20 protein-coding genes and 1 pseudogene are annotated in these 23631 nt (G+C 44.8%); 4 read left to right on the top strand and 17 right to left on the bottom strand.

Annotated features, from left to right (window positions below; translation table 11 throughout):
• Positions 1-102 precede the first annotated feature (102 nt).
• Complete coding sequence (lytF, locus tag CDO84_RS04220; protein ID WP_040083612.1) at positions 103-1569, top strand: peptidoglycan endopeptidase LytF; 1467 nt, start codon at positions 103-105, stop codon at positions 1567-1569.
• Between the two features lie 41 nt (positions 1570-1610).
• Here the strand turns inward: lytF and CDO84_RS04215 are convergent, their stop codons facing one another.
• The gene (locus CDO84_RS04215) at positions 1611-1934 is read right to left on the bottom strand and encodes a YqzG/YhdC family protein (protein ID WP_014476269.1); all 324 of its coding nucleotides are present in this window, start codon (positions 1932-1934) and stop codon (positions 1611-1613) included.
• Positions 1935-2134: 200 nt separating this feature from the next.
• Between CDO84_RS04215 and CDO84_RS04210 the strand changes: the two genes are divergently transcribed.
• On the top strand, positions 2135-2377 hold the full coding sequence (locus CDO84_RS04210; protein WP_003224139.1) for a YhdB family protein: 243 nt from the start codon (positions 2135-2137) through the stop codon (positions 2375-2377).
• A 14-nt stretch (positions 2378-2391) separates the two neighbouring features.
• Here the strand turns inward: CDO84_RS04210 and yhdA are convergent, their stop codons facing one another.
• From yhdA to CDO84_RS04145, 13 genes are all read right to left on the bottom strand, one after another.
• Positions 2392-2916, bottom strand: coding sequence for an FMN-dependent NADPH-azoreductase (yhdA, locus tag CDO84_RS04205; protein WP_014663341.1), 525 nt, complete (start codon positions 2914-2916; stop codon positions 2392-2394).
• Entirely contained in the window at positions 2913-3560 is a 648-nt protein-coding gene (gene yhcZ / locus CDO84_RS04200; protein ID WP_040083614.1) for a two-component system response regulator YhcZ, read from the bottom strand. Before yhcZ ends, yhdA begins: the two co-directional genes overlap by 4 nt.
• On the bottom strand, positions 3557-4696 hold the full coding sequence (gene yhcY / locus CDO84_RS04195; protein WP_040083615.1) for a two-component system sensor histidine kinase YhcY: 1140 nt from the start codon (positions 4694-4696) through the stop codon (positions 3557-3559). The genes yhcZ and yhcY overlap by 4 nt, the downstream gene beginning before the upstream one ends.
• Before the next feature lie 149 nt (positions 4697-4845).
• Positions 4846-6591, bottom strand: a complete 1746-nt coding sequence (gene pgcA / locus CDO84_RS04190; RefSeq protein ID WP_040083616.1) for a phospho-sugar mutase — start codon at positions 6589-6591, stop codon at positions 4846-4848.
• Between the two features lie 131 nt (positions 6592-6722).
• A complete protein-coding gene (gene glpD / locus CDO84_RS04185) occupies positions 6723-8390 on the bottom strand; it encodes a glycerol-3-phosphate dehydrogenase (RefSeq protein WP_040083617.1) in 1668 nt (555 codons plus the stop codon).
• A 140-nt stretch (positions 8391-8530) separates the two neighbouring features.
• Entirely contained in the window at positions 8531-10021 is a 1491-nt protein-coding gene (gene glpK / locus CDO84_RS04180) for a glycerol kinase GlpK (protein WP_040083618.1), read from the bottom strand.
• Between the two features lie 18 nt (positions 10022-10039).
• Positions 10040-10864: a glycerol uptake facilitator protein GlpF gene (gene glpF, locus CDO84_RS04175; protein ID WP_003233386.1), complete on the bottom strand. Its 825-nt coding sequence runs from the start codon at positions 10862-10864 to the stop codon at positions 10040-10042.
• Between the two features lie 178 nt (positions 10865-11042).
• A complete protein-coding gene (gene glpP / locus CDO84_RS04170; RefSeq protein WP_082033031.1) occupies positions 11043-11621 on the bottom strand; it encodes a glycerol uptake operon antiterminator GlpP in 579 nt (192 codons plus the stop codon).
• Positions 11622-11648: 27 nt separating this feature from the next.
• Entirely contained in the window at positions 11649-13001 is a 1353-nt protein-coding gene (locus tag CDO84_RS04165; protein ID WP_082033032.1) for an aspartate aminotransferase family protein, read from the bottom strand.
• Between the two features lie 372 nt (positions 13002-13373).
• On the bottom strand, positions 13374-14915 hold the full coding sequence (locus CDO84_RS04160; RefSeq protein WP_014663331.1) for a bifunctional GNAT family N-acetyltransferase/carbon-nitrogen hydrolase family protein: 1542 nt from the start codon (positions 14913-14915) through the stop codon (positions 13374-13376).
• Between the two features lie 15 nt (positions 14916-14930).
• A complete protein-coding gene (locus tag CDO84_RS04155) occupies positions 14931-15593 on the bottom strand; it encodes an HAD family hydrolase (RefSeq protein WP_014663330.1) in 663 nt (220 codons plus the stop codon).
• A 125-nt stretch (positions 15594-15718) separates the two neighbouring features.
• Positions 15719-16141 carry a CBS domain-containing protein gene (locus CDO84_RS04150; protein WP_040083622.1) on the bottom strand — a complete coding sequence of 141 codons (423 nt, stop codon included), beginning with the start codon at positions 16139-16141 and terminating at the stop codon, positions 15719-15721.
• 137 nt (positions 16142-16278) lie between these two features.
• Positions 16279-16674: a YhcU family protein gene (locus CDO84_RS04145; RefSeq protein ID WP_014663328.1), complete on the bottom strand. Its 396-nt coding sequence runs from the start codon at positions 16672-16674 to the stop codon at positions 16279-16281.
• Positions 16675-16784: 110 nt separating this feature from the next.
• Here CDO84_RS04145 and CDO84_RS04140 point away from each other — a divergent pair, with 110 nt between their 5' ends.
• On the top strand, positions 16785-17693 hold the full coding sequence (locus CDO84_RS04140; RefSeq protein ID WP_040083623.1) for an RluA family pseudouridine synthase: 909 nt from the start codon (positions 16785-16787) through the stop codon (positions 17691-17693).
• A 30-nt stretch (positions 17694-17723) separates the two neighbouring features.
• Here the strand turns inward: CDO84_RS04140 and srtA are convergent, their stop codons facing one another.
• Both srtA and CDO84_RS04130 read right to left on the bottom strand, forming a co-directional pair.
• Positions 17724-18320 carry a sortase SrtA gene (gene srtA, locus CDO84_RS04135; protein ID WP_040083624.1) on the bottom strand — a complete coding sequence of 199 codons (597 nt, stop codon included), beginning with the start codon at positions 18318-18320 and terminating at the stop codon, positions 17724-17726.
• Positions 18317-21967, bottom strand: a complete 3651-nt coding sequence (locus CDO84_RS04130; RefSeq protein ID WP_082033033.1) for a sortase-dependent nonspecific endonuclease YhcR — start codon at positions 21965-21967, stop codon at positions 18317-18319. The genes srtA and CDO84_RS04130 overlap by 4 nt, the downstream gene beginning before the upstream one ends.
• A gap of 82 nt (positions 21968-22049) precedes the next feature.
• On the opposite strand from CDO84_RS04130, the gene CDO84_RS04125 reads away from it, so the two are divergent.
• Positions 22050-22703: a spore coat protein gene (locus CDO84_RS04125; RefSeq protein WP_040083626.1), complete on the top strand. Its 654-nt coding sequence runs from the start codon at positions 22050-22052 to the stop codon at positions 22701-22703.
• Here the strand turns inward: CDO84_RS04125 and CDO84_RS21635 are convergent.
• Positions 22635-23599, bottom strand: a pseudogene (locus tag CDO84_RS21635) (hypothetical protein). The gene CDO84_RS04125 and the pseudogene CDO84_RS21635 overlap by 69 nt on opposite strands.
• Positions 23600-23631 lie beyond the last annotated feature (32 nt).

Below are 23631 nucleotides of genomic sequence, written 5' to 3'. Positions count from 1 at the left end.
AATATAGCTATTTTTAAAAAAAGGCAAAACGATAAGAAAAATGTGCCGATATAAAAAAGAAACAGCAAATTCAAAATCATTGGGGGAAAAAGGAGAGCTAAGATGAAAAAGAAATTAGCAGCAGGGCTGACAGCATCTGCGATTGTCGGCACAACTTTAGCAGTAACACCAGCTGAAGCAGCAACGATTAAGGTCAAAAGCGGAGATTCTTTATGGAAACTGGCCCAAACCTATAACACAAGTGTGGCGGCCCTCACATCCGCCAACCATCTTTCGACTACTGTTCTGTCGATCGGCCAGACGCTTACCATTCCTGGCAGCAATTCCGGCACTTCATCTACTTCAAGCTCAACAACCAAGAAGAGCGGAAGTTCTGTTTACACTGTGAAAAGCGGCGATTCACTTTGGCTGATCGCAAATGAGTATAAAATGACGGTGCAGGAACTGAAGAAATTAAACGGACTAAGCAGCGATTTGATTCGTGCGGGGCAGAAATTAAAGGTGTCCGGCACAGTTTCTTCAAGCTCTAGTTCCAGTACAAAAAGCAACTCTAATAAGAGCTCAAGCTCCAGTTCAAAAAGCAGTTCTAATAAGAGCTCAAGTTCTTCATCTGCTACGGGAACATATAAGGTGCAGCTTGGAGATTCACTTTGGAAAATTGCAAACAAAGTCAATATGTCCATCGCTGAATTGAAGGTCTTGAACAACTTAAAATCAGACACCATTTACGTGAATCAGGTGTTGAAAACAAAATCAAGCGGCTCTGATACGTCTTCCAAAGACACTTCATCCAAACCGAACCAAAATTCGGCAACAACGAAATATACTGTAAAAAGCGGTGATTCACTTTGGAAAATCGCAAACAACTATAACCTGACTGTACAGCAAATCCGAAATGTCAACAATCTGAAATCAGATGTGCTTTATGTTGGACAAGTACTGAAGCTGACAGGTAAAGCATCTTCAGGCACTTCATCATCGTCGTCTTCTTCGTCAAATGCAAGCTCAGGCACGACGACTACATACACGGTGATAAGCGGTGATTCCTTGTGGGTGATTGCTCAGAAATTTAATGTAACAGCTCAGCAGATCCGGGAGAAAAACAATTTAAAAACGGATGTCTTGCAGGTTGGCCAAAAGCTGGTCATTACCGGAAAAGCATCATCATCGTCGTCTTCATCCGGTTCTTCAAACACCACCATCTCAACGAGCGCGAAGATTAACACAATGATTGCCGCCGCTAAAGAGCAGATTGGGGTTCCGTATCGATGGGGAGGCACGACACCGTCCGGATTTGACTGCAGCGGATTCATTTACTATGTACTGAACAAAGTCACATCCGTATCTAGATTAACGGCAGCTGGATATTGGAACACAATGAAGCCCGTCAGCCAGCCTGCTGTCGGAGATTTCGTTTTCTTTACAACATATAAAGCCGGCCCTTCCCACGTTGGAGTTTACCTAGGAAACGGGGAATTCATAAATGCCAACGATTCCGGAGTTGTCATTTCCAATATGAACAACTCTTACTGGAAACAGCGCTATCTCGGTGCAAAACGATATTTCTAAAAACAGAAACTGTGCGGCCTTAACGGCCGTACAGTTTTTTATTAGAGCCTAAAGACGTTGATGCTGATCATATGATTTGTCACCGGGTGAAAATAGACTTCGGCCCGAACAGAAAAAGTGTCATCTTTCTGTCTGACTGTCACCCGAAAGACATCTTTCGTCTGCTGATCATTCACCTCGGTCCGCCCCATATAAGCATAGTCAGAAAATGAAGCCCCCTTGTATTCATCCTGAATTTTGCTCCAGGCAAGCTGTTCCCACTTTTGAACGGACTCGTTTGTGTCCGTTGAATGACCTTTTGCAGCCATTGACACGATGATCAACCCACAAAAAAGAAGCGCGATGGTATACGGCAGAGATTTCATATTTTCAGTCTCCTGTACCAAGAATATGTTCCCTCATAGGTTTACCAAAAGCGATATCTTCATTCAGGCATTTTGATTTTATGTCTCCCTCATATTGCTACCCCTTTACTGCCGCAGACGCCAAGTTTTGCCCCGTCAATAACAGAGGATGCGGCATAAACTAATCATGAACTTCTCACCCAAGAAAGGAGAAGCGATTCATGGATTATGCCGATTATGATAAAGCGCTTTATTACACCCATCGTTCTCAATGGGATAATTTATTAATTTTAATGGTGCGTACAGAGGATGATTTGTTGTCAAAACGAATCGAACATTTTCTGCATGCGTATCATTTTGAACAGGATTACGCCGTTTTAGAAAAGATGCTGTATTCCCTTCTCCGTTATATTGATCATGCCACAGAGCTGACTTATGAAGATCAACTAGCCCTGCTCACATAAACAAATCCCGGCGTTTAGACGCCGGGATTTCCTGCTTTTGCGAACATGCTGAGTTCTTCGACAAGCTCTTTTAAGCTTTCCTTAATATTTTCAGCCACTGTAGCATGTTCAACATCAATATGCACCGGATCAAGCACCAGCTGCTTCGGAATGACATTGGCATAGACACCCCGCATCACAGTTCTCATATTGTTCAGCGCATTGATGCCGCCTTTTCCGCCTCCCGCTACTGCCAATAATGCGACGGGCTTATATTTGAATTGTTCGCTGCTTAAAAAATCCAAGGCGTTTTTTAAGGCGCCGCTCATGCCGCTGTGATATTCAGGAGATAATAATACAATCGCATCCGCTTTAGTAACGCGTTGCTTAAGCTCCTGTACCTGCAACAGTTCAGACTGATCCGCTTCACCATTAAAAATCGGCAATACAAACTCGCTAAGATCAATCAAATCCGTGTGATACAGTGCTGAAATATAAGATGCGGCAATTCTTGTTCTGCCATGTTTTCTTGGCGTGCCATTTATGACTAACATGTTCATTTCGAGATCTCTCCATTCAGGTTATATTTCACTGCGAAAAGCGCTGCTTGCGTACGGTCGGCCACTTCAAGTTTTGCTAACAGATTCGATACATGGGTTTTCACTGTTTTTTCTGAAATAAACAAGGCTGCTGCGATTTCTTTATTGCTTTTCCCGTTCGCGATTTCAGTCAGAACGTCTTTTTCCCTTCTTGTTAATTGATAATATTTTTCTTTTTCCGGGTCGTGCTGATTTTTCATATGTGTCAGCACATGGGGCATAATAGCTGAAGAAAGCTTGTATTCGCCGGCATGCACTTGCCTTAATGTTTTCACCAATTCCTCGGGCTCCGTATCCTTTAATTGATACGCCTTCGCACCTGCCTGAAGAGCCGGGATCACGTGCTCCTGATCAGAGTAGCTCGTTAGCACAATAATTTTAATCTCAGGAAATTGCTGTATTGCTTTTTTAATGGCTTGAATGCCATCCATCTTGGGCATGGACAGATCCATTAAAACAAGATCCGGCTTTGTCTCTTCGATGACGCGGAGAGCTTCTATTCCAGTTGCGGCTTCCCCGGCCACTTCAATATCATCCTGGGTGGCAAAGAAAAAACGCAGACCCTTTCTGACAACATGGTGGTCATCAGCAATGACAATTTTCATTCCGCCCCTCCTTTTTGGCTTTTTAGCGGAAGCCTGATGGACAGCTTTGTTCCCGCTCCAAGCGCTGAATCAATCCGAAACTTCGCGCCGGCTTTTTCCGCTCGTTCTTTCATGCCCTTGATGCCAAGTGAAGGCAGACCGGCATGCGCTTCATAACAAAACCCCGCCCCATGATCGATAATATCCAGCTCCGCATGGCCCAAAGCAGCAGTCAGACTGACATACGCCGTATCTGTTCCGGCATGCTTTTTGCAGTTATTTAATGCTTCCTGTACGACACGCCATAGCATATGCTCCTGTTCATCAGTCAGAACAGGACAGCCTTTTTGGGTAAACATGACCTTCAATCCAATAAGTGCGCCATAGCTTTTGATGGCTTCAGCCAGCCCTTTCTCCAACCCTCCGGGGCGAAGCTGCCAAATTAACGCTTTCATTTCCGCGAGGGCGTCCTGTGATAGGTTTTGAATGAAATCAATCATCTGCTGCAAATGCTCGTCTTTTGTTAGTGTCTTTGCAGCTTTGGCAGTTAAACTGACGGAAAACAGCATTTGATTGACAGAATCGTGAAGCTCCTGAGCGAGGCGGTTACGCTCCATTAAAAGAGCATTTTTTTGTTTATATTCGGAAAGCCTCATACGCTGGATTGCCGTTCCGATCTGAAAGGCGACAGACTCGAGTAAATGCAGCTCTTCCTCATCAAACATGGTTTTTCCGGCCGCCGCTACATTTAACAATCCGAATCTCCTGTCCCCGTCTTCTAAAGGCACAGTTGCATGATGCGTAATCCCTTCTGTGTCAAAACAATGCAGTTCTTCGGCTGATTCAATGCGTTTGCAGTTCATGATATTAGCAGCCCTTCTAAGCCCTCCGTTATTGAATTTTGTCAGGCAGTAACACTCCCCTTCGCACATCAGCACTTTTTCCTTGCGGCTTAAAGCGGGAGGCAGAAAAGCGTCGGCCGCTAACGTATAGGATCCATCTTCTTCGATCAGAAAAATCCATCCGGATTGAAGATTTGTCAGACTCAGCAATTCTTTTAAAACCTCATCCAGTGTTGCATTGATATCGTGTCCTTGATTTAAGGTTTCCGCAATCGTTTTCAGCGTTTTTAATTTTTCCATCCTCGTTTTGCTCACGTTTCTCACTCCGGCATTAATCTTGTATTTAAGATTATACCAGTTTTTTGTATTTCATTACTTCGTATGTGGAATGATTTTCTTTCAGACTTTTGGATGAGAAAAAGAAAAAAACCGGATCATTTACAATGATCCGGCTGATAGTTAAATTATTTTTTCGTTGACTCAACAATTTCATCTACCGTTTTCATTACATCCTCAGAAAGAGCGGCAAGACGCTTTTCACTGTCTTCTAAAGATGACCCTTTTACGGCGAAATAGAATTTCACTTTCGGCTCTGTTCCAGAAGGACGAAGACAGAACCAAGACCCGTCTTCCAGGAAGTATTTCAGTACATTTGATTTTGGCAAATCGATGGACTCTTCTTTGTTTTCAGTCAGAAGCGTCCGTTTGCTCACAGCGTAATCTTCTGCTGTAACAACCTGTTTGCCGGCCATTTTCTGCGGCGGATTTTTTCTGAAGGAGGCAAGAATCGCTTCAATTTGCTCTGCTCCTTGTTTTCCTTTCAGTGTCAGAGATTTCAGCCCTTCACGATAAAAACCATACTCGTTAAAGAGATTGATAAGGGCTTCATATAATGACATTCCCTGCTTTTTATAAAACGCGCAAACTTCAACTGCCAAAAGCGCAGCCTGAATGGCGTCCTTATCGCGGGCAAAATCCCCGATTAAATAACCGTAGCTCTCTTCATAACCAAATTGGAAGGTATACTGGCCTGATGCTTCGTATTCCTTAATCTTTTCACCGATAAACTTAAAGCCTGTCAGCGTATCAATCGTATCAAGGCCGAATGAAGAAGCTACAGCACGGCCGATTTCACTTGTGACAATCGTTTTAAGAACAACACCGTTATCAGGCAGGATGCCTTGTTTTTTCTTTTCAGAAAGCAGGTAATGAAGCAGCAGCGCTCCGGTTTGGTTTCCTGTCAGCACTGTATATTTGCCTTGATCGTCTTTCACCGCGATGCCGAGGCGGTCAGCATCAGGGTCTGTCGCAATGAGAATATCTGCATGCTGCTCCTCCCCAAGCTTAATGGCATATTCGAATGCCGCATGCTCTTCCGGGTTTGGCGATGTAACAGTGGAAAAGTTTGGATCAGGCAGTTCCTGTTCTTTGACTACCGTTACATTTTTGTAGCCGAGCGCTTCAAGGCCGCGTCTGACCGGTTTATTCGCAGTTCCATGCAGCGGTGTGAAAACAACCTTTACATCTACTTCTTTCGATAATTCAGGATGGACAGAAATGGACGTCAGTTTTTCTGTATAAACTTTATCAATGTCTTCACCGATGATCTTGATTAAGCCTTTTTCTTTTAACGCATTTTCTTCGTCCACTGTGATTGTCAGCTCATTTTCAATCGCGTTTACCTGTTCAATGACAATGTCCGCTTCCTTCGGAGGCAGCTGGCCGCCATCATCACCGTATACTTTGTAGCCGTTATATTCAGGCGGGTTATGGCTTGCTGTTACCACAATCCCTCCATAAGCGTTTAGCTGTCTGACAGCGAATGACAGCTCTGGCGTCGGGCGAAGCTCATCAAAAACGTATGTTTGGATGCCTTGTGTCGCAAGTGTTTTTGCCGCTTCCATCGCAAATTCCGGCGATTTATGGCGAGAATCATAAGCAATGACAACGCCACGTTTTTTTGCTTCCTCACCTTGCTTCGAGATGTATGCCGCAAACCCGGCTGATGCTTTGCGCACAGTGTAAATATTCATCCGATTCGTCCCAGCGCCGATTTCTCCGCGCATTCCGCCGGTACCGAATTCAAGGTCTTTATAGAAACAGTCCTCAAGAGCCTGTTCATTCCCCTCTAATTCAGTGAGGCGCTCTTTTAATTCCGGATCTAAATGTTCTGTTTGTTTCCAGCGTTCATAGCTCTTTCTCCAAGTCATGTTCGTCCTCCTATGTATCAGCTTATGCCATTATTTTATATGAAGCGGGTGCCTCTGTCACTTGATAACCTGAGATCTGGCACTTTCGGCACGTAAAAAAAAATAACGGGCTGCAGACAGCCCGTTATGATTTATTGTTCAAGCGGCACAACCGCATCGTGTAAAAGCATGTTGAGGTTTTCTGTATGTTTATTTTTCGTCTGCTCATCCCATTGGAATCGCTCGCTCATAAAATCAATAACGGCATCTTTATATGTTCTTACCCAATTGATATCAAAGAATAAACGTCCCGTTCTGCGGACAAAGAAGTCAGCAGGGGTTGCAGTCATCTCTTCTTCTATACTGTATTCTGCCTCAGCAAGAATATGAACCGGAATATTGCGTTTCGCGGCCTCATCTTTCAGCGCTTCTATCCGGTCAAAGACGCGATCTACGTTAGAGCCGTATCTGATCGCCAGCTGTTTTGCGTCTTTTTCTGATAAACCGGCTGCAATTCCTTCTTTTGTTTTCGCGGTAACGAAGGACATGAGATTTTTCGAACCTCCGACGTGCCCGCCTGAGATTGGCATGTATTTCGTTTTACACGGGCCAAAATCCTTTGCGCCTTCTTCTTTTAAGCGATCACGCACAAGATCAACGATGTGCTCCGCCATTTTTCTGTATCCAGTCAGTTTTCCGCCGGCAATGGTGATCAAGCCTGAGTCAGATGTCCAAATCTCGTCTTTCCGTGAAATTTCAGAAGGATCTTTGCCTTCTTCATGAATCAGCGGACGCAGCCCTGCCCAGCTGGATTCGATGTCATTCGCAGTGATATTCAGTTCCGGGAACATATAATTGATTGAATTGATGACATAATCACGATCCTCCGTTGTCATCCGCGGATGCTCCAGCGCCTCTTTGTAAACAGTGTCTGTTGTACCCACGTATGTTTTGCCTTCACGAGGAATCGCAAATACCATCCGGCCATCAGGTGTATCAAAATATACAGCCTGTTTGAGCGGAAAGACAGACTGGTCAAATACAAGGTGAATGCCTTTTGTATGCTGCAAATGCTTTCCGTTTTTCGAATGGTCTTTTTCTCTGAGCTGATCGACCCAAGGACCTGTCGCATTGACAATTTTTTTCGCATACACTTTATATTCTTTCTTTGTCAGCACATCTTCAATTAATACGCCGACGGCTTTGCCTTTTTCGTATAGAAGCTCCTTCACTTTGGAGTAATTCACAGGCTCTGCCCCGAATTTCACCGCTTCCTTCATGACTTCGATTGTCAGTCTCGCGTCGTCAGTGCGGTATTCCACATAGTACCCGCCGCCTTTTAAGCCGTCTTTTTTCACCAAAGGCTCTTTTTGCAGCGTTTCTTTTGCTGAAAGCATGCTTCTTCGTTCTGACTTTTTCACACCTGCAAGGAAGTCATACACTCGTAACCCGATGGATGTTGTAAATGAACCGAATGTGCCGCCTTTATGAAACGGAAGCAGCATCCATTCCGGTGTTGTGACATGCGGACCGTTTTCATACACAATCGCCCGTTCTTTCCCTACCTCAGCGACCATTTTCACTTCAAATTGTTTTAAATAGCGCAAGCCGCCATGTACCAGCTTCGTTGATCGGCTTGATGTCCCCGCCGCAAAGTCCTGCATTTCGCTTAGTGCGACCTTCATACCCCTTGATGCCGCGTCAAGAGCTGTTCCCGCTCCTGTAATTCCTCCTCCGATAATAAATAGATCATATGTTTTTTTCGTCATGTCTGTCAGCATGCGATCTCTTTCAAGACTTGAAAATTGATGTTTCATCATTACGTTTCCTCCTTGTTGTCACGGTAAATAGAAAAAGAGACCACAACAGCCAAAGTGCATGCTTACACTTTGGTGCTGTGGTCTCTCCTCGTCTCAGGACCGTTCTTATTAACTTGTAACCATTATACCATAGTATTGCATTATTTAAAAGCCATAGCTGCTTTCACGGCTTTTTGCCAGCCTTTATACAGCTCATTTCGTTTTTCTTCTTCTAATTCAGGTTCAAACCGTTTATCCAGATTCCACTGGTTCGCGATTTCAGAACGGTCCTTCCAGAATCCCACAGCGATACCTGCCAAATAAGCCGCGCCAAGTGCAGTCGTTTCATTAATTTCCGGACGCTCCACAGGAACATTCAGCAGATCACCCTGGAACTGCATCAGGAAATTGTTTTTCACAGCTCCTCCGTCTACACGAAGCGTCTTTAATGAAATGTTTGAATCTGCTTCCATTGCGTCAAGCACATCTTTTGTCTGATAAGCCAATGACTCCAGTGTCGCACGGATAAAGTGCTCTTTTGTTGTCCCTCTTGTCAGGCCGAAAACCGAACCGCGCACATCGCTGTCCCAGTAAGGCGTTCCCAATCCGACAAATGCCGGAACAACATACACGCCGTCAGTTGAATCTACTTTTTCTGCATAAGATTCGCTTAGCGATGAATCCTGGAACATTCTCAATCCGTCTCTAAGCCACTGGATGGCAGAGCCTGCGACAAAAATGCTTCCTTCTAACGCATAGTTCACTTTTCCGTCAATGCCCCAAGCGATTGTCGTCAAAAGCCCGTGTTCGGACTTAATTGCTTTTTCCCCGGTATTCATCAGCATGAAACATCCAGTGCCGTATGTGTTTTTTCCCATGCCTTCTTCAAAGCACGCTTGGCCGAACAATGCTGACTGCTGGTCGCCTGCCGCTCCCGCAATCGGGATATTTTTTCCGAAGAAATGATAATCAACAGTCTCCGCATACACATGGGAAGACGGCTTCACTTCAGGGAGCATGGATTTCGGTATGCCTAAAATGTCGAGCAGTTCATCGTCCCATTTTAAATCGTAAATATTAAACATCAGCGTTCTGGAGGCATTGGAGTAATCGGTCACATGCGCTTTTCCGCCTGACATTTTCCAAATGAGCCATGTATCAATCGTTCCGAACAGCAGCTCGCCTTTTTCCGCTTTTTCTCTTGCGCCGTCCACATTATCTAAAATCCACTTCACCTTCGTGCCGGAGAAGTATGGATCGATTAAAAGCCCAGTTTTTTCTCTGAATTTATCATTATATCCTTTTTCACGAAGTTCCTCACAAATGCCGGACGTCTGTCTGGACTGCCAAACAATTGCATTATAGACAGGACTTCCTGTATCTTTATCCCACACAACCGTCGTCTCGCGCTGGTTCGTGATGCCGATGCCGGCAATTTGAGAAGCGCTGATTCCTGATTCAGAGATGACTGACGCGATAACCGCGAGCACAGAGCCCCAAATTTCATTGGCATTATGCTCAACCCAGCCAGGATTCGGGAAGTATTGTGTAAATTCCTTTTGAGCGGAGTGAACGATTTTGCCTTCTTTATTAAACAGAATCGCTCTTGAACTTGTTGTCCCCTGATCTAAGGATAAAATGTACGTTTCCATAAGGTGTCTCCCCTTTGATTAAATATATTTTGAATTTGATAATGTTTTAGCAGAATGTGATTTCGTATAGACATAGAGTCCTAACAATACCACAACCAATATAACGCTTACAATCCAGAAACTGCTCGTGATGTGCCCTTTAAATGCAGCGTTGTAAAATACGCCCCCGAACGATCCGCCTAAAATCGGGCCGACTACCGGAACCCATGCGTATTTCCAGTTTGATGAGCCCTTTCCCGGAATCGGAAGAAATGCGTGGGCGATCCGCGGACCTAAGTCACGCGCAGGATTAATGGCATAGCCGGTGGTACCCCCTAGAGAAATACCGATCGCTACAATGAGGAAACCGACGATTAAAGGATTAAGTCCTTCTGTAAATTGATTTGCCCCAATGGCCAAGATTCCAAGCACAAGGACAAATGTCCCAATCACTTCGCTTAAAACGTTTGCAAATGTATGCGGAATGCTTGGTCCTGTTGAGAAAACACCCAGCTTGGCAGCGGGATCATCTGTTGACTTCCAATGCGGCAGGTAATGCAGATAAATAATCACCGCACCGATGATCGCTCCGATCATTTGCGCCGCAATATAAACCGGAACCTCTTTCCATGGAAAATCCCCAACAAATGCAAGCGCTATCGTTAGCGCCGGGTTCAAATGGGCGCCGCTGATACCGCCTACCGCGTAAGCCGCCATGGCAACACCCAATCCCCATCCAAATACAACAACAATCCAGCCAGACTGGAATGAAAGCGATTTCTTTAAATTGACACCTGCACAAACACCTGCACCAAAAATAATAAGCAGCATCGTACCGATGACTTCTCCCCAAAATGCTGTCATAGCACATTCCTCCTAAAGTCACGATTAAAAAGCATGATAGAGAAGAAGAGAATAAAAAAACCACAACAAACCGCTTTACGGGTGCATAAACATTTGCCGTAAAGAGCTGCTGTGGTCTCCGAGTTCTCCATCACAATGTATTAACCTAGTGCAATTGTATCAGTGTATGAAAGCGGTGTCAATCACTTTCTGTCAAAAAGTTTTCATATTCTTTCCACAATTTGGTATTAGATGTTGTGACAGCTACAGCCCCCGCTTTCAATGCCTGCTCTACATCCTCTTCCGTACGGATGAAGCCGCCGGCAAAGATGGGAATCCCCGTTTTCTCCTTTATTTCCTGAATGAGTGACGGAACGATGCCGGGAAGCACTTCGATGAAGTCAGGCTTATGTTTGCCGATAAACTCCATACTTTTCTCCATCGCGCTTGTATCAAGCAAAAACAGGCGCTGAATAGCATAAATTTTCTTCTGCTTCGCTTTGGCAATCACGTTCGATCTTGTTGAAATAATCCCAGCGGGCTTGATATCCTGACATATAAATTCCGCTCCGTATTCGTCATGCTTAATCCCTTGAATGAGATCGACGTGCACCATCATGTTCTTTCCATGCTTTTGCGCTTCTCTGATCACGCCCTTCAGCTGGCCGAGATGGATATCAAGAATAACACCGTAAGAGAATGAACTGTTCAAAAACTCATCAAATTGCTTCATATTGCGAATAGCCGGTAAGATCGGCTGGTTGTGAAAACTCATCATGTGCTCCTTTAATCAATCACTTTTATATTATATCGCTTGAAAGCTTTCTTTCACCGTTTTCACGATAAAGGAAAGGTCCTCTTCTGTCAGGCAAAATGGCGGTGCGAGCTGGATGACGTTGTTGTAGCCGGCAACTGTATCTCCGTTTTTGCCGATAATCAGCCCTTTTTCTTTGCATGCTGCAACCACTTGATTTACTTTGTCAGCATCAGCCGGCTCTTTGGTTAATTTATCTTTGACGAGTTCGATTCCGATCAGCAGCCCTTTTCCTCTGACGTCTCCGACTGCCGGGTGTTCTCTCAGAGCTTGAAGCTCACCTAAAAGCTTTGCTCCAAGATCGCGTGAGCGCTGAATCAGCTGTTCGTCCTCCATAATTTGCAGGTTTTTCAATGCCAAGGCACAGGCAGCCGGGCTTCCGCCGAACGTGTTCACGTGGCGGAAACGGTCATAAGGAGCTTCTCCCTGATACGCTTCAAAAATGTCCCGTTTCACAGCAGTAGCTGACAATGGCAGGTACGCGCTTGTGATTCCCTTCGCCATCGTAATGATATCAGGCTTCACTCCGTAGTGCATAAACCCGAACGGCTCGCCTGTCCGTCCAAATCCGCAGATCACTTCATCGCAAATCAAAAGAGCTCCGTGGCGCCGGCAAATGTCCTCCACCTTCTTCATATATCCGTCAGGCGGCATTAGGATGCCTCCGCCTGTAATAATGGGCTCCATAATGACCCCGGCAATCGTTTCGCTTAATTCCCATGTCATGATGCGGTCGATTTCATTTGCGCTTTCAAGCGTATCAGCATCATCAGGATTCCGGTATATATCTGGCGGAGCTGCATGCAGGAACCCTTGGCTTAAAGGCTCGTATTTATATTTCCGCTGCGCCTGTCCGGTAGCTGAGAGCGCTCCCAATGTATTGCCGTGGTATGCCCGATATCTTGAGATGAATTTATAACGGCTGTGGTCGCCATTTTGCAGATGGTACTGGCGGGCAATTTTAAAAGCAGTTTCGTTAGCTTCCGATCCGCTGTTGGAAAAAAAGATCACATAATCGCCGCCAAGCCATTCATTCAGCTTTTCCGCCAGTTCAATTGCGGGTGCGTGACTTTGCGTTAACGGGTAATAAGGCAGCTCCTTTAATTGCTCATAGGCAGCCTCCGCAAGCTCCTTTCTGCCGTAACCAATATTGACGCACCACAAACCGGACATCGCATCCAAATAGCGTCGTCCGTCTATGTCGGTTACCCAGGCCCCTTCGGCCTTCTGGGCGATCAGGCTTTCCGCTTGATGCGCTCCCTTCATGGCATGCCACACAAATTGCTCATCTTTTTGCTTTAATCCCTGATTTTGCTGAATGTTTTCCATCCCCATCATCTCCATTTCATTAGCGTACCCTAAAATGCCAATTCATTGAAACAGACCTTCTCTTTATGTGATGTCTTGGTGATGATTTCCCTGCCTTCAATATAAAGCCAGACGGGGTCAGAGTCAATAAACCTTGTGAATAATAAAACGTCCTCTTTCCTCAAGAAGAAAGAAGATGCAGCCAGAACAGGCAAAGTGACAATCTCAGCATCGGACTGATAAAGGTCTCACACGAAACGACTTGGACAGCCTTGCAATAGCAATGTGAAGCCTAGCCGTTTTCTGACGAAAATACAGAAACTTTATAAGACAATATATAATTTAAAGTAAACGTATCAATTCCGCTTTTGTTTTTAAAAAACCCGCCAATTCAGGCGGGTTTCCGGATTATTTCTTATAGTGAATATGATAAATATCACGCCGCCTGTCTTTTAGCTGGCGCACTGTGCCGTTTTGGCGCTGCCTTCGGAGAATTTCCAGATCAACATCACCGATGACGACCATTTCAATATTCGGGTTTGTTTCGCCGACAATGCCGTCTCGGGCGAATTCAAAATCAGACGGGGCAAAGATGCCTGACTGGGCGTATTGGATATCCATGTTTTCCGTTTGCGGCAGGTTTCCAACCGTTCCCGAGATAACGGTATAAATTTGATTTTCAACCGCCCTAGCCTGCGAACAGTATCTGACACGCAAATAGCCTTGACGGTCTTCTGTACAAAATGGCGTAAAGATGATTTTGGCGCCTTTGTCAGCCGCAATCCGGGCAAGCTCAGGAAATTCAATGTCATAACAGATCTGGATCGCAATTTTTCCGCAGTCTGTATCAAACACGCGAACCTGGTCTCCGGCGCTGATTCCCCACCATTTGCGTTCATTCGGTGTAATATGGAGTTTATATTGCTTTTCGATCGTTCCGTCCCGTCTGAACAGGTAGGCGATATTATAGATTTTGCCTTCCTCTTCGACGAAATGAGACCCGCCGATAATGTTGACGTTGTACTTCACAGCCAAATCAGTAAAAAGGCTGATGTAATCTTCTGTATACTCGGTAATTCTCTGTACCGCCAAGCTCGGCGACCTTTCTTCAAGGAAGGACATGAGCTGGGTTGTGAAAATTTCCGGGAACACCGCAAAATCAGATCTCGCGTCAGAAGCAACATCGACATAGTATTCTACTTGATTCGCAAATTCCTCAAAGGAATAAATTTTCTTCATTTCATATTGGATTACACAAATTCTCACAGGGAACGCTGACTTATAATAGCGCTTTGTCTGCTGCGGAAGATAATCGACATTATTCCATTCCATCAGCGTCGCATACTTGATCGAAGCTGTATCATCCGGGAGATAATTCGGGTTAATTCGCATAAGGGTAAAGCCGTTCATCAGCTGAAAAGAAAGGACCGGATCGTAAATTTGGTGGCGTGTCACCTGTTCAACATACTCTCTGGCCGTCATTTCCTCTGCATATTTGTGATAGTTCGGAATCCGTCCGCCTATGATGATGCTTTTTAGGTTTAAGCGTCTCGCTAAATCCTTTCTCGCCTCGTATAAACGATGGCCGATCTTCATCCGTCTGTATTTCGGATGCACCATGACCTCGATTCCGTACATATTCAAGCCGTCCGGATTATGGTTGGTGATATAACCGTCATCGGTAATGTCCTGCCACGTATGGCGATCATCATATTCATCAAAGTTAATCAGGAGACTTGAGCAAGAACCGATAATTTCACCTTCGAATTCTGCACAAAACTGCCCGTCTGGAAAATGCTCCAAATGGCTGATTAAATGCTCTCGCTTCCAAGGCTCCATCCCCGGAAAGCAGTCCTTTTGAAGATCGATAATCTTGTCGATGTCTTTCTCTTCGATATTGCGGATAACCATTTTCTTTTCAAACCGGGTCAAATCTAATTTCTCAGACAACCTACTCGCTCCTTTCTAGTTTTGTGAGTTCAGATGATCAAGCAATAGGGCGAGCTCCATTTCCGCCATTGATTCAAGCCTGTGATCATAGTCTTCAAACATCAAGGTGCCCGTTACTTTATTCGGGACAATGACACACTTCATGCCTGCGCGTTTCGCAGCAATCGAACCATTGACAGAATCCTCAAACGCGAGACATTCCGCTGGCGATACCCCGAGATTCTTTGCCGCCAATAAATAGAGCTCAGGATTCGGCTTTACCTCTTCCACATCATCCGCCGTTTGAATAACCTCAAAATCATCAAACAGGCCGATTTGCTTCAAATGGCCCGACACCCATTTATAATCGGAGCTGGAAGCAAGGCCTACTTTTAAGCCTAAATCCTTTGCCGCATTCAAATACGCTTCGACACCAGGTCTCGCTTTTTCTGTTTCCATGCGTTTGGCAAACCGCTCTCTTCTCAATTTTGTGAGCTCTTCATGATTCAGCTTTTTCCCGATCTGCTCTTCTAAATATTCAAAAGGCCGGAATCCCGCTGCAGTTCCGATGACCTTCCCCCAGACAGATAGCGGCAGCACTGAGCCGTGCTCTTCAAATATTTCCTGAAGGACCTCATATTCGTGTGTTTCTGTATCTAGAATAAGTCCGTCAAAATCAAAAATTAACGCTTTAATCACTCGGTACAACTCCTTTAGTCCGAATTGAGACATATGTATACATTTACTATACCCCGAAACAAGTCTGCTTTCAAAAAGTAAGGTGTATGTGAAGAAAGAGCCTGCACACTGCAAGCTCTTTCTATTTAATGAATGTTTTGGTGAGAAATGTTTGTCAGCGCTGCTCCCGCAGACTCGTTCGACATCTGATTGACTGCCAGGTCTCCAAGCGCAACGATCCCGACTAGATTGTTTTGATCTACAATAGGAAGGCGGCGGATTTGGTGCTGGGCCATCAGCTGCGACGCGTCTTCCAGACTCATATTAGGGTTTCCTGATACGAGTTCTGTTGACATCACTTCTGAAACGGGTGTCTGGCCATCACGGCCCTGAGCTGTAGTTCTTAATGCAATGTCACGGTCAGTCAGCATTCCTTTTAAAACACCTTGCTCTGCAACGGGAATCGCCCCGACGTTATACTGTTTCATTAGAGAAGCCGCTTCCTGAATCGTTTGATTCGGAGAAACGGTTGCCACCTGCGTTGTCATTGTATCTTTAACTGAACTCATTGTCAGCACCCCTTTCAATCATTAGTATGTTCAGACACGAGCCGTTTAAAAAGGGAGTTAGAGGAAAGGTTTTATGATATGATTTCTCTGATACAAAAAAGAGCTTTTCTGAAAATAGAAAAGCTCTTGCCACCTGATTATATCAGCCTTCTGTGACCGAAAAAGGCTTTGTTTGCCTTCTTTTGAAAGTCAGAAAAAGCAAACGGAAAATAAATCCCAAAATCATTCAGCATCTTGCTGTTTTTTTCAAAAATCGCCTGATCACTCACATCAGAGTGCGGCGAAGGCTTTGTCAGGATAATATGTATCATTTGCAGACAAGCCATAATTTGAAATGCTTCTTTTAATGTTCCTTGGTAATAATGGTTATTTAAAGATAGAACGCCTTTCTTTTTAAAGCGCTGAATGTCCAGCTCGGAGAAATAAAGAGGAAATACATCATGGATCAGCTCCATAGACAGCTCCTTGATAAAGCTCTCCTGTTCTGCAGTTGCTGCGTTCACAATTCTCACGTCAATCACCTTTCTTGCCATCGAATATCCTAAGTCTTACTCAAGAATAGCACAGAAAAAAACGCGAAAGCTAAGGTAAGTGTTTCCTATGAGAAACAGCAGCCTTCCGCTTCGAAAAGGAGCCATTTGACATGAAACAAAAAGGCAGAGGGCTTGAGGTCCTCATCAATGAAAAACAGGACGGCCAATGGCTGTTTTCCATACTCAAAACAGGGCTCAAAGCTTCTAAACCTGTGATACAAGACTGGATGACACATCATCAGATAAAGGTCAATCACGAATCCGTCTTAAACAATATGATTGTAAAAAAGGGAGACCGCGTGTTCATTGATCTTCAGGAAAGTGAAGCATCTTCGGTCATTCCGGAGTATGGAGAGCTTGATATTTTATTTGAGGACAATCACATGCTCATCGTCAATAAACCAGCTGGCATAGCGACGCACCCGAATGAGGATGGGCAAACAGGCACACTGGCTAATTTGATCGCGTATCATTATCAGATAAATGGCGAAACATGTAAGGTGCGCCACGTCCACCGTCTGGATCAGGATACATCTGGCGCTATCGTCTTTGCCAAGCATCGTCTGGCACACGCCATCTTAGACCAGCAGCTAGAGAAAAAGATGCTGAAGCGTACGTATACCGCCATCGCTGAAGGAAAGCTACGGACGAAAAAAGGAACAATTGATTCACCGATCGGCAGAGACCGATCACACCCGACAAGGCGCCGGGTTTCACTCAGCGGGCAAGCAGCCGTTACTCATTTCAAGGTAATGGCCAGCAATGCGAAAGAGCGTCTGTCACTCGTTGAATTAGAGCTGGAAACAGGAAGAACACACCAAATTCGTGTTCATATGGCGAGCATCGGCCATCCACTGATAGGAGACTCGCTTTACGGAGGCGGGAACAAGCTGTTAAACAGGCAGGCGCTGCATGCCAAAAAGGTACAGGCCGTTCACCCGATAACCGGCGAGCTGATTGTTGCCGAAGCGCCTTTCCCGGCTGATATAGAAATCCTATGCTCTACATATTTTTCATAAAGAAAAGCCGCAGGTATTTCCTGCGGCTTTTTAAATGACTCGCTTTCCATATATAATATAGCGCTTCGGGGCATTTCCCACGTATGAAAACGGATAACAGGTCGTCAGAATCAGCTCTTCCTTTTCATGCTGGAGCGTGATAATAGATGTGTCATCCTTATCAACAATTTTTGTTTTTACAATTTCATATGTGAATTCTCCATAAGACAGCAGAATGCGGAGCCGATCTCCCTTTTCCAGCTCTCCCGTCCGGCGAAACACGGTATCTCGATGCCCTGACAGCACAATTTGTCCGTTTTCATCAGGATAATAGCTATCCTTATAATGCCCGACACCTTTTTCTAAATCATCAGCATCAGTGCCCTCCACAATCGGAAGCTCTGCATTGATTTTCGGTATTTCCAAAATGCCGCTCGCTTGGCCGGTTTCTGGCTTAAATGATGCTTTGTTCTTTGCCTGCTTTGCGCTATTTTTCGTTCTCGAAGATTCCTGCGGTTTTTCCGCCGCCAGTTTTGCTTCTTTTAATGTCTGTTCCGTTTTCATATTCGTATCGATCAATTTAAAGCCTCCATAGCCTGCGATCACTAGGCCGGCCGCAATGATAAGTAGTGGAATAACTTTTTTCACGTTCTGGAGGCGCTCCTTTTTCTTCTGACATATAAATAAGTTCCGGATAATGTCACCGCCGCACCGATCACCATAAAGTTATTGTAGTTTGCTGATGTATCCGGAAGCGGATGCTCTGACCCGCTTTCCCCGCCCTCGTTTCGTAAAGGCAATGTGCTGATGCTATTGGCGGCGTTTTTTGTGTTGTTGATAGGTATTTCATCGAATCTCAAAATGGCTGAAGGCGGCAGCTGATGAACCGGTGCTGTGCCCGGAGTCTCTTTTATATCAGGCAAATCCACATCAGGCTCTGGAACCTCTTTCATTGGGTGCTCCGTCCCCGGGTCATCTCCAGGCTCTTCCGTAACCGGGTCTTCTGTTACAGGGTCTTCAATATCACTGGCTGCAGCGAGCTTAATCCTTCCCTCTTTTGTATACGCAATTGGCTCATCAAAACTCTTCACGTACTCAACTGTCGCTTCCAAATCCTCTGGCCCTGTCACCGGATTTTTCCCGAGCAATCCGATCGGCTGGTATTTGGTGCCTGTCGCCGTCGCCATAAAGTTGTTGACGGTTAATGTATATGTGGCATCAGGCTGGATCTCGGTGCCATCTGCCATTTTCATATCGACTGCTTTTCCAGTTTCTTTATCCCACGTGTACGTAAACCCGCTGATGCTGTAGTCAGGCCCAAAAATCGGCGAGATTTGCGCATTGATAATCTCTCTTAAATCTTTTCCTTTAATCTCAAGCTTCGTTAACACATTTCCAAACGGCTGAATATTGTAAAGGTCTCCCCACGTAATTGGGCCCTTCTTCAGCGTTTCACGTATGCCGCCTCCATTCATAAGGGCGAAATCCGTTTTCATGGCAGTTCTCATTCCATCCGCAATCAGGTTTCCAAGTGGTGTATCACCGTCATTTGAATACCCTCCTTCCATATCAACAGCTGCTTCGCCGACTACTTCGCTGATAATCGGTTCAGCAATAGTTTCGTATTTCTTTAAAATGGCTGAAGCGCTGGCGTCCGGTTCGATTTTACTTTGATCCACATATACGATTTCCGCTGACTTTTTGACAATGTCTTTTGTCGTTTTATCGATCTCTACATCAACGACACCTATCGCTTTTCCATATTCATACGCTTGAACAATCAGTTTTCCATTCACTTCGCCGTTAACAACCTTATGATTATGCGCGGCAAAAATCACGTCAATTTCAGAATCTGTTTTGTTTGCAAGATCAGCAGACTCTCCGGTAATGGCGTTGCCGTTTTGTTCAGCTGACATATGTGCGAGAACTGCGATGGCCTTTACGCCTTTTTTCTTCAGCTCTTTGGCCGCCTCATTCACCGCTGTCGCTTCATCTGTAAACTCGATATTTTTTATTCCTTCAGGCATAACCATACCAGCTGCCGACTGTGTGACAACTCCGATAAAAGCCACGGGTACGCCCTCCACATTTATGATGTCGTAAGCCGGCAAAAAGGGCTCTCCAGTTGATTTCACTTTACAATTGGCACATACAAGGGGAAAGTTCTGTCCATCATATCCGCTTGTGCCTTTCGGGTGATCACCGCCATTTAAAATTCTCAGCAGTTCATCGGTGCCTTCATCGAATTCGTGGTTTCCCACAGTTCCGACATCAAATCCGATGTCCTCCATTAATTCTACAGTGGGCTCATCCTGAAGAAGAGATGAAACTGGAGAGCTGCCTCCGATCATATCTCCCGCGTGCACCATTAGCGTGTTTTTCTTTTCAGCCTTTTTTTCTTTTAAATATGCGGCGGCATAGTCCATGCGTCCAAATGTGCCGTCTGCAGTTCCGTTCCCATCAAGATCAAGCTCATATTGCTGATCGATCTTGCCATGCAAATCATTCATGCTGAGAATTCTTAGCGGCACATTTTTTTCAGGTGCCGTTTGCCTCATTTTATATCCTGCGTTCTCCGCTTCCTTTGCTGATGCAAAGAAAATTCTGTTTTCCACCGCGACCCTCTTCCAGTCAGCCGGCTGCACATATGTTTGATTCGACGAATCCCCTACATATCTTGTCAGGCCTTTCCCTTGCTCTCTGGCTCTGAATTCAAACGGCATTTCCATGAGCGGATCGTTTTCATTCCAAATTCCTTTTTGTTCTTTTTTCGCAGCAGCTACTGCGGACTGAAACTGCTGATAATCCTCTTCATTGTCAACCGGCCAAATAAAATATGTCGGCGCATAGCCTTTTTTCACAAGCTCTAAGTTCACGTTTGAACCTGATTCAGTTATGACTTGTCCGAGCAGCCTGCCATAGCTGTCCTTGGCTTCACTCCCGACCTTAACAGTGATTTTATCCCCTGGGGACAGAACCGTTTTTAGATAGTCAGATGCCTTTTTGCCAAATCTTAATTGATTTTCGTCTGCGTCATTTTTTGGTGTGTGATATGTTTCAGGTGTATCTACATTTACAAACCTGATTTTTGTCGTTCCGAGAACCGGAGATTTGAGATGAATGGTATCGCCGTCAACAACCCGGTCAACAATCCCTTCATATTCTCCCTCAGCAGACGGAGGTGCGGGCTGCTCTTCAAGCAGCTTCAGGTCAGACGATTTTCGCGGAAGCAGCTGAAAGGATTGGTATCTGCTTAACACCCCAGTAAATTCATACCACTTGCCCTCATTAAGTTCGTCTATCACCCCTGTTTCATTCATAACACGGAGCGTCATTGCATGATGGTCGTCATCAATCATCGTTACATTGTAACCGCCGCCTGAAGGAGAACTTGGAATTGAGGAGACAAATGCAGTTAATGTCACAAGGCGGCCTTCATACTGATCACCCAGGCTGCCATTAATGAGTTCATTGATTGTTAATTGTTTAGGGGCGGGGAGAGGCTGGTTTGACTGATTGATTTTAATCCCTGATAAGATTGGAACGATTTCTTTCAGTCCCTGGTAAGTCGTGATTCTCCCTGTCACCGTGACATCCATGCCCTCTTTTAATTCAGGAAATTGTTCGGGGGAAGGCGAATACATGTTAATGCCTCCGGTTTCATCTTGCAAAAAGGTTGACAGCTTCCCGCCTCCGATTGCGTTTTGATCAGCTGTGACGATCCCTTTTATCGTTACTTCTTCATTCAGCCTTCCCCGCGCTTCATTTATGGTCATTGGGTGTTCAGCCGGCGGAGTTTTCGTGTCATCGGTTAGGTTCATCGACTGAACGTTTTTAAGTCCTGTCGTGTTAAAGTAATTTTCAAGCTTGCCTTGAACCGTTATCTTTTTTCCAAGAAGAAGCGGATTGGTTTGCAGCCCGAACTGGTTTCTGAAAGCTGAAGGGATTTGCACAGGAAGGATATGATCGGGCGATATCTCATTTTTGCGGTCTGCCAGCGCGACATTATAATCATTTGAAAATGGGCTTGTCAGCTTGTAATGCTGCGGGGAAACCGCCTGGCCGACTGCATATCCTTCGACAAGCGCCTGTCCTTCTTTTTGCTGTTTTGCCTTCTCAACTGATATAGCCTGCTGCGGTTCAGCTGCAGTTACCGCTTCGCACGTGTACATGACATTTAAGAATATCAATGCCATGATCAATACCATATGCATCATACGCCTCATCATATTTCCTCCCTTAATATACACATAATGACAATGACTTTGTCTGCTTACCATTTCGACAGCCAGCATATAATTCCTTTCAGGCTTCTGCATAATACGCGGCGGACTGGCACAAAATACAGCTGATCTGAAAAACAAGGAGGAATTCGGTTTGGATCAGTTAAATCAGCAGCAGCAATCCCAAATGAACAAAGGTATCCCTGGAAAACCGCATAAAAACCACGGCGGACATGAAATGTTTGATATGCACGAGGTGCTGTCCGGAACACTTACTGTACTTGATCAGTTTATGATGCTGAGACAATTCTGTAAGGATCAAGAATTATTAAATATCCTTGATCGTCAATATCAATTCATTTCTTCTCAATACAATATAACTGCAGAATGTTTCAAAACAGGAAGCGAACCTTCACAAAAAACAGCAACTTATATGATGAAGGAAGACAACCAGACTGTTTATGGCATGCAGCCGACACAGCCTAAAAAGCCTGTTCAATCCATGAATGATATTGATGACAGCATCATCAGCAGACAAATGCTTTGCGCGGTTAAAGCACAAGCTTCTATGCTGACGATGGCTTCTTTGGAAATGACAAATCCGGCCGTTAGACGCGTACTGTCTGCGCAAATTCAGGAGTATGTTGAAATGGCATTTGAAATTTTCCTATATCAAAACAAACACGGCTATTACCAAGTTCCTCAGCTTGATGCGCAGGACATGGAACAGCTGAGAAATTCATTCGCCCCTGAACAAGGACAAATGCCTCCGACACAAGGCGGTATGGGCCAGCAAGGGCTTCATTAATACAAAGGCATTGGATAGATACTATCCAATGCCTCACTTTTTTCAAATTTTTTCTTAAAGTCTTTTTCAAATTGATCAAGACTTTCCTTTGTTGCTGATTTAAACCCTTTTTTAAAGTCCCCTTTTTTTGCCGTTTCCTTTATCAGTTCAGATATAATGTCTTTCCCGTATTTACCCGTCAGCTCATCGAGCATATAAAAGCTTTGCAAATAGACATCAGTTTCATATTCGGCTCTGGCTTCCTGCCAGTCTCGGTCTGACTGCAAACGGTCAAAAGGGACAACAGAAAACGTGATCGGATCGATAAGCAATTCATAGTTCGCAATCCACTCGCTTAACCCTTCATGAAACCATAACGGAAACTCATCGGGGTCCGCCTCAAGCTCCTTCAGTTTCTGGTGAAACGCATGATGTGTGTATTCATGAATCAACAATCTCTGGTACAAATAAACCGCTACCTCGTCCCCTTCTAAAAGTTTCTTTTTCTCTTCAGGCAACAATCCGATCAGCTGCTCCCGCTCAGAATAAAAACCAACGACATCCAATAACCCGGAGTAATCCTCCATCTGTTTTTCATTAGAAAAAAAAATAATATCAATAGGCTTTTGATTCGAATATCCAATCATAAATTGATTAATACTGACCGCATATTCAAGCGTTTCTTTCGTCAATGGCAGTAAGGACTTTTCCTTAGAAGTGTAATAAATATCGGCCTGTTTAAATGACTCTTTCTTCATGTGCTTCGTCACTTGTTCTTTTGTGATTCCAGATGCCTGCCCTGGAAAAGACAGGATATACATCGTGCTTGATACGATGGCTGAGCTTACAGCCAGCATCACAAGGACTCCGCACAGGAATAGAGCGGATGCCGCACGCTTTCCTATGCCACCCCGCAAACGTCTCCCTCCCTGAGCCGGTCCGTCTTGTA

Origin of the sequence: Bacillus sp. MD-5, assembly GCF_002201875.1 — a bacterium.
GTDB lineage: Bacteria > Bacillota > Bacilli > Bacillales > Bacillaceae > Bacillus > Bacillus stercoris.
This window is presented reverse-complemented; position numbering and strand designations above follow the sequence as displayed.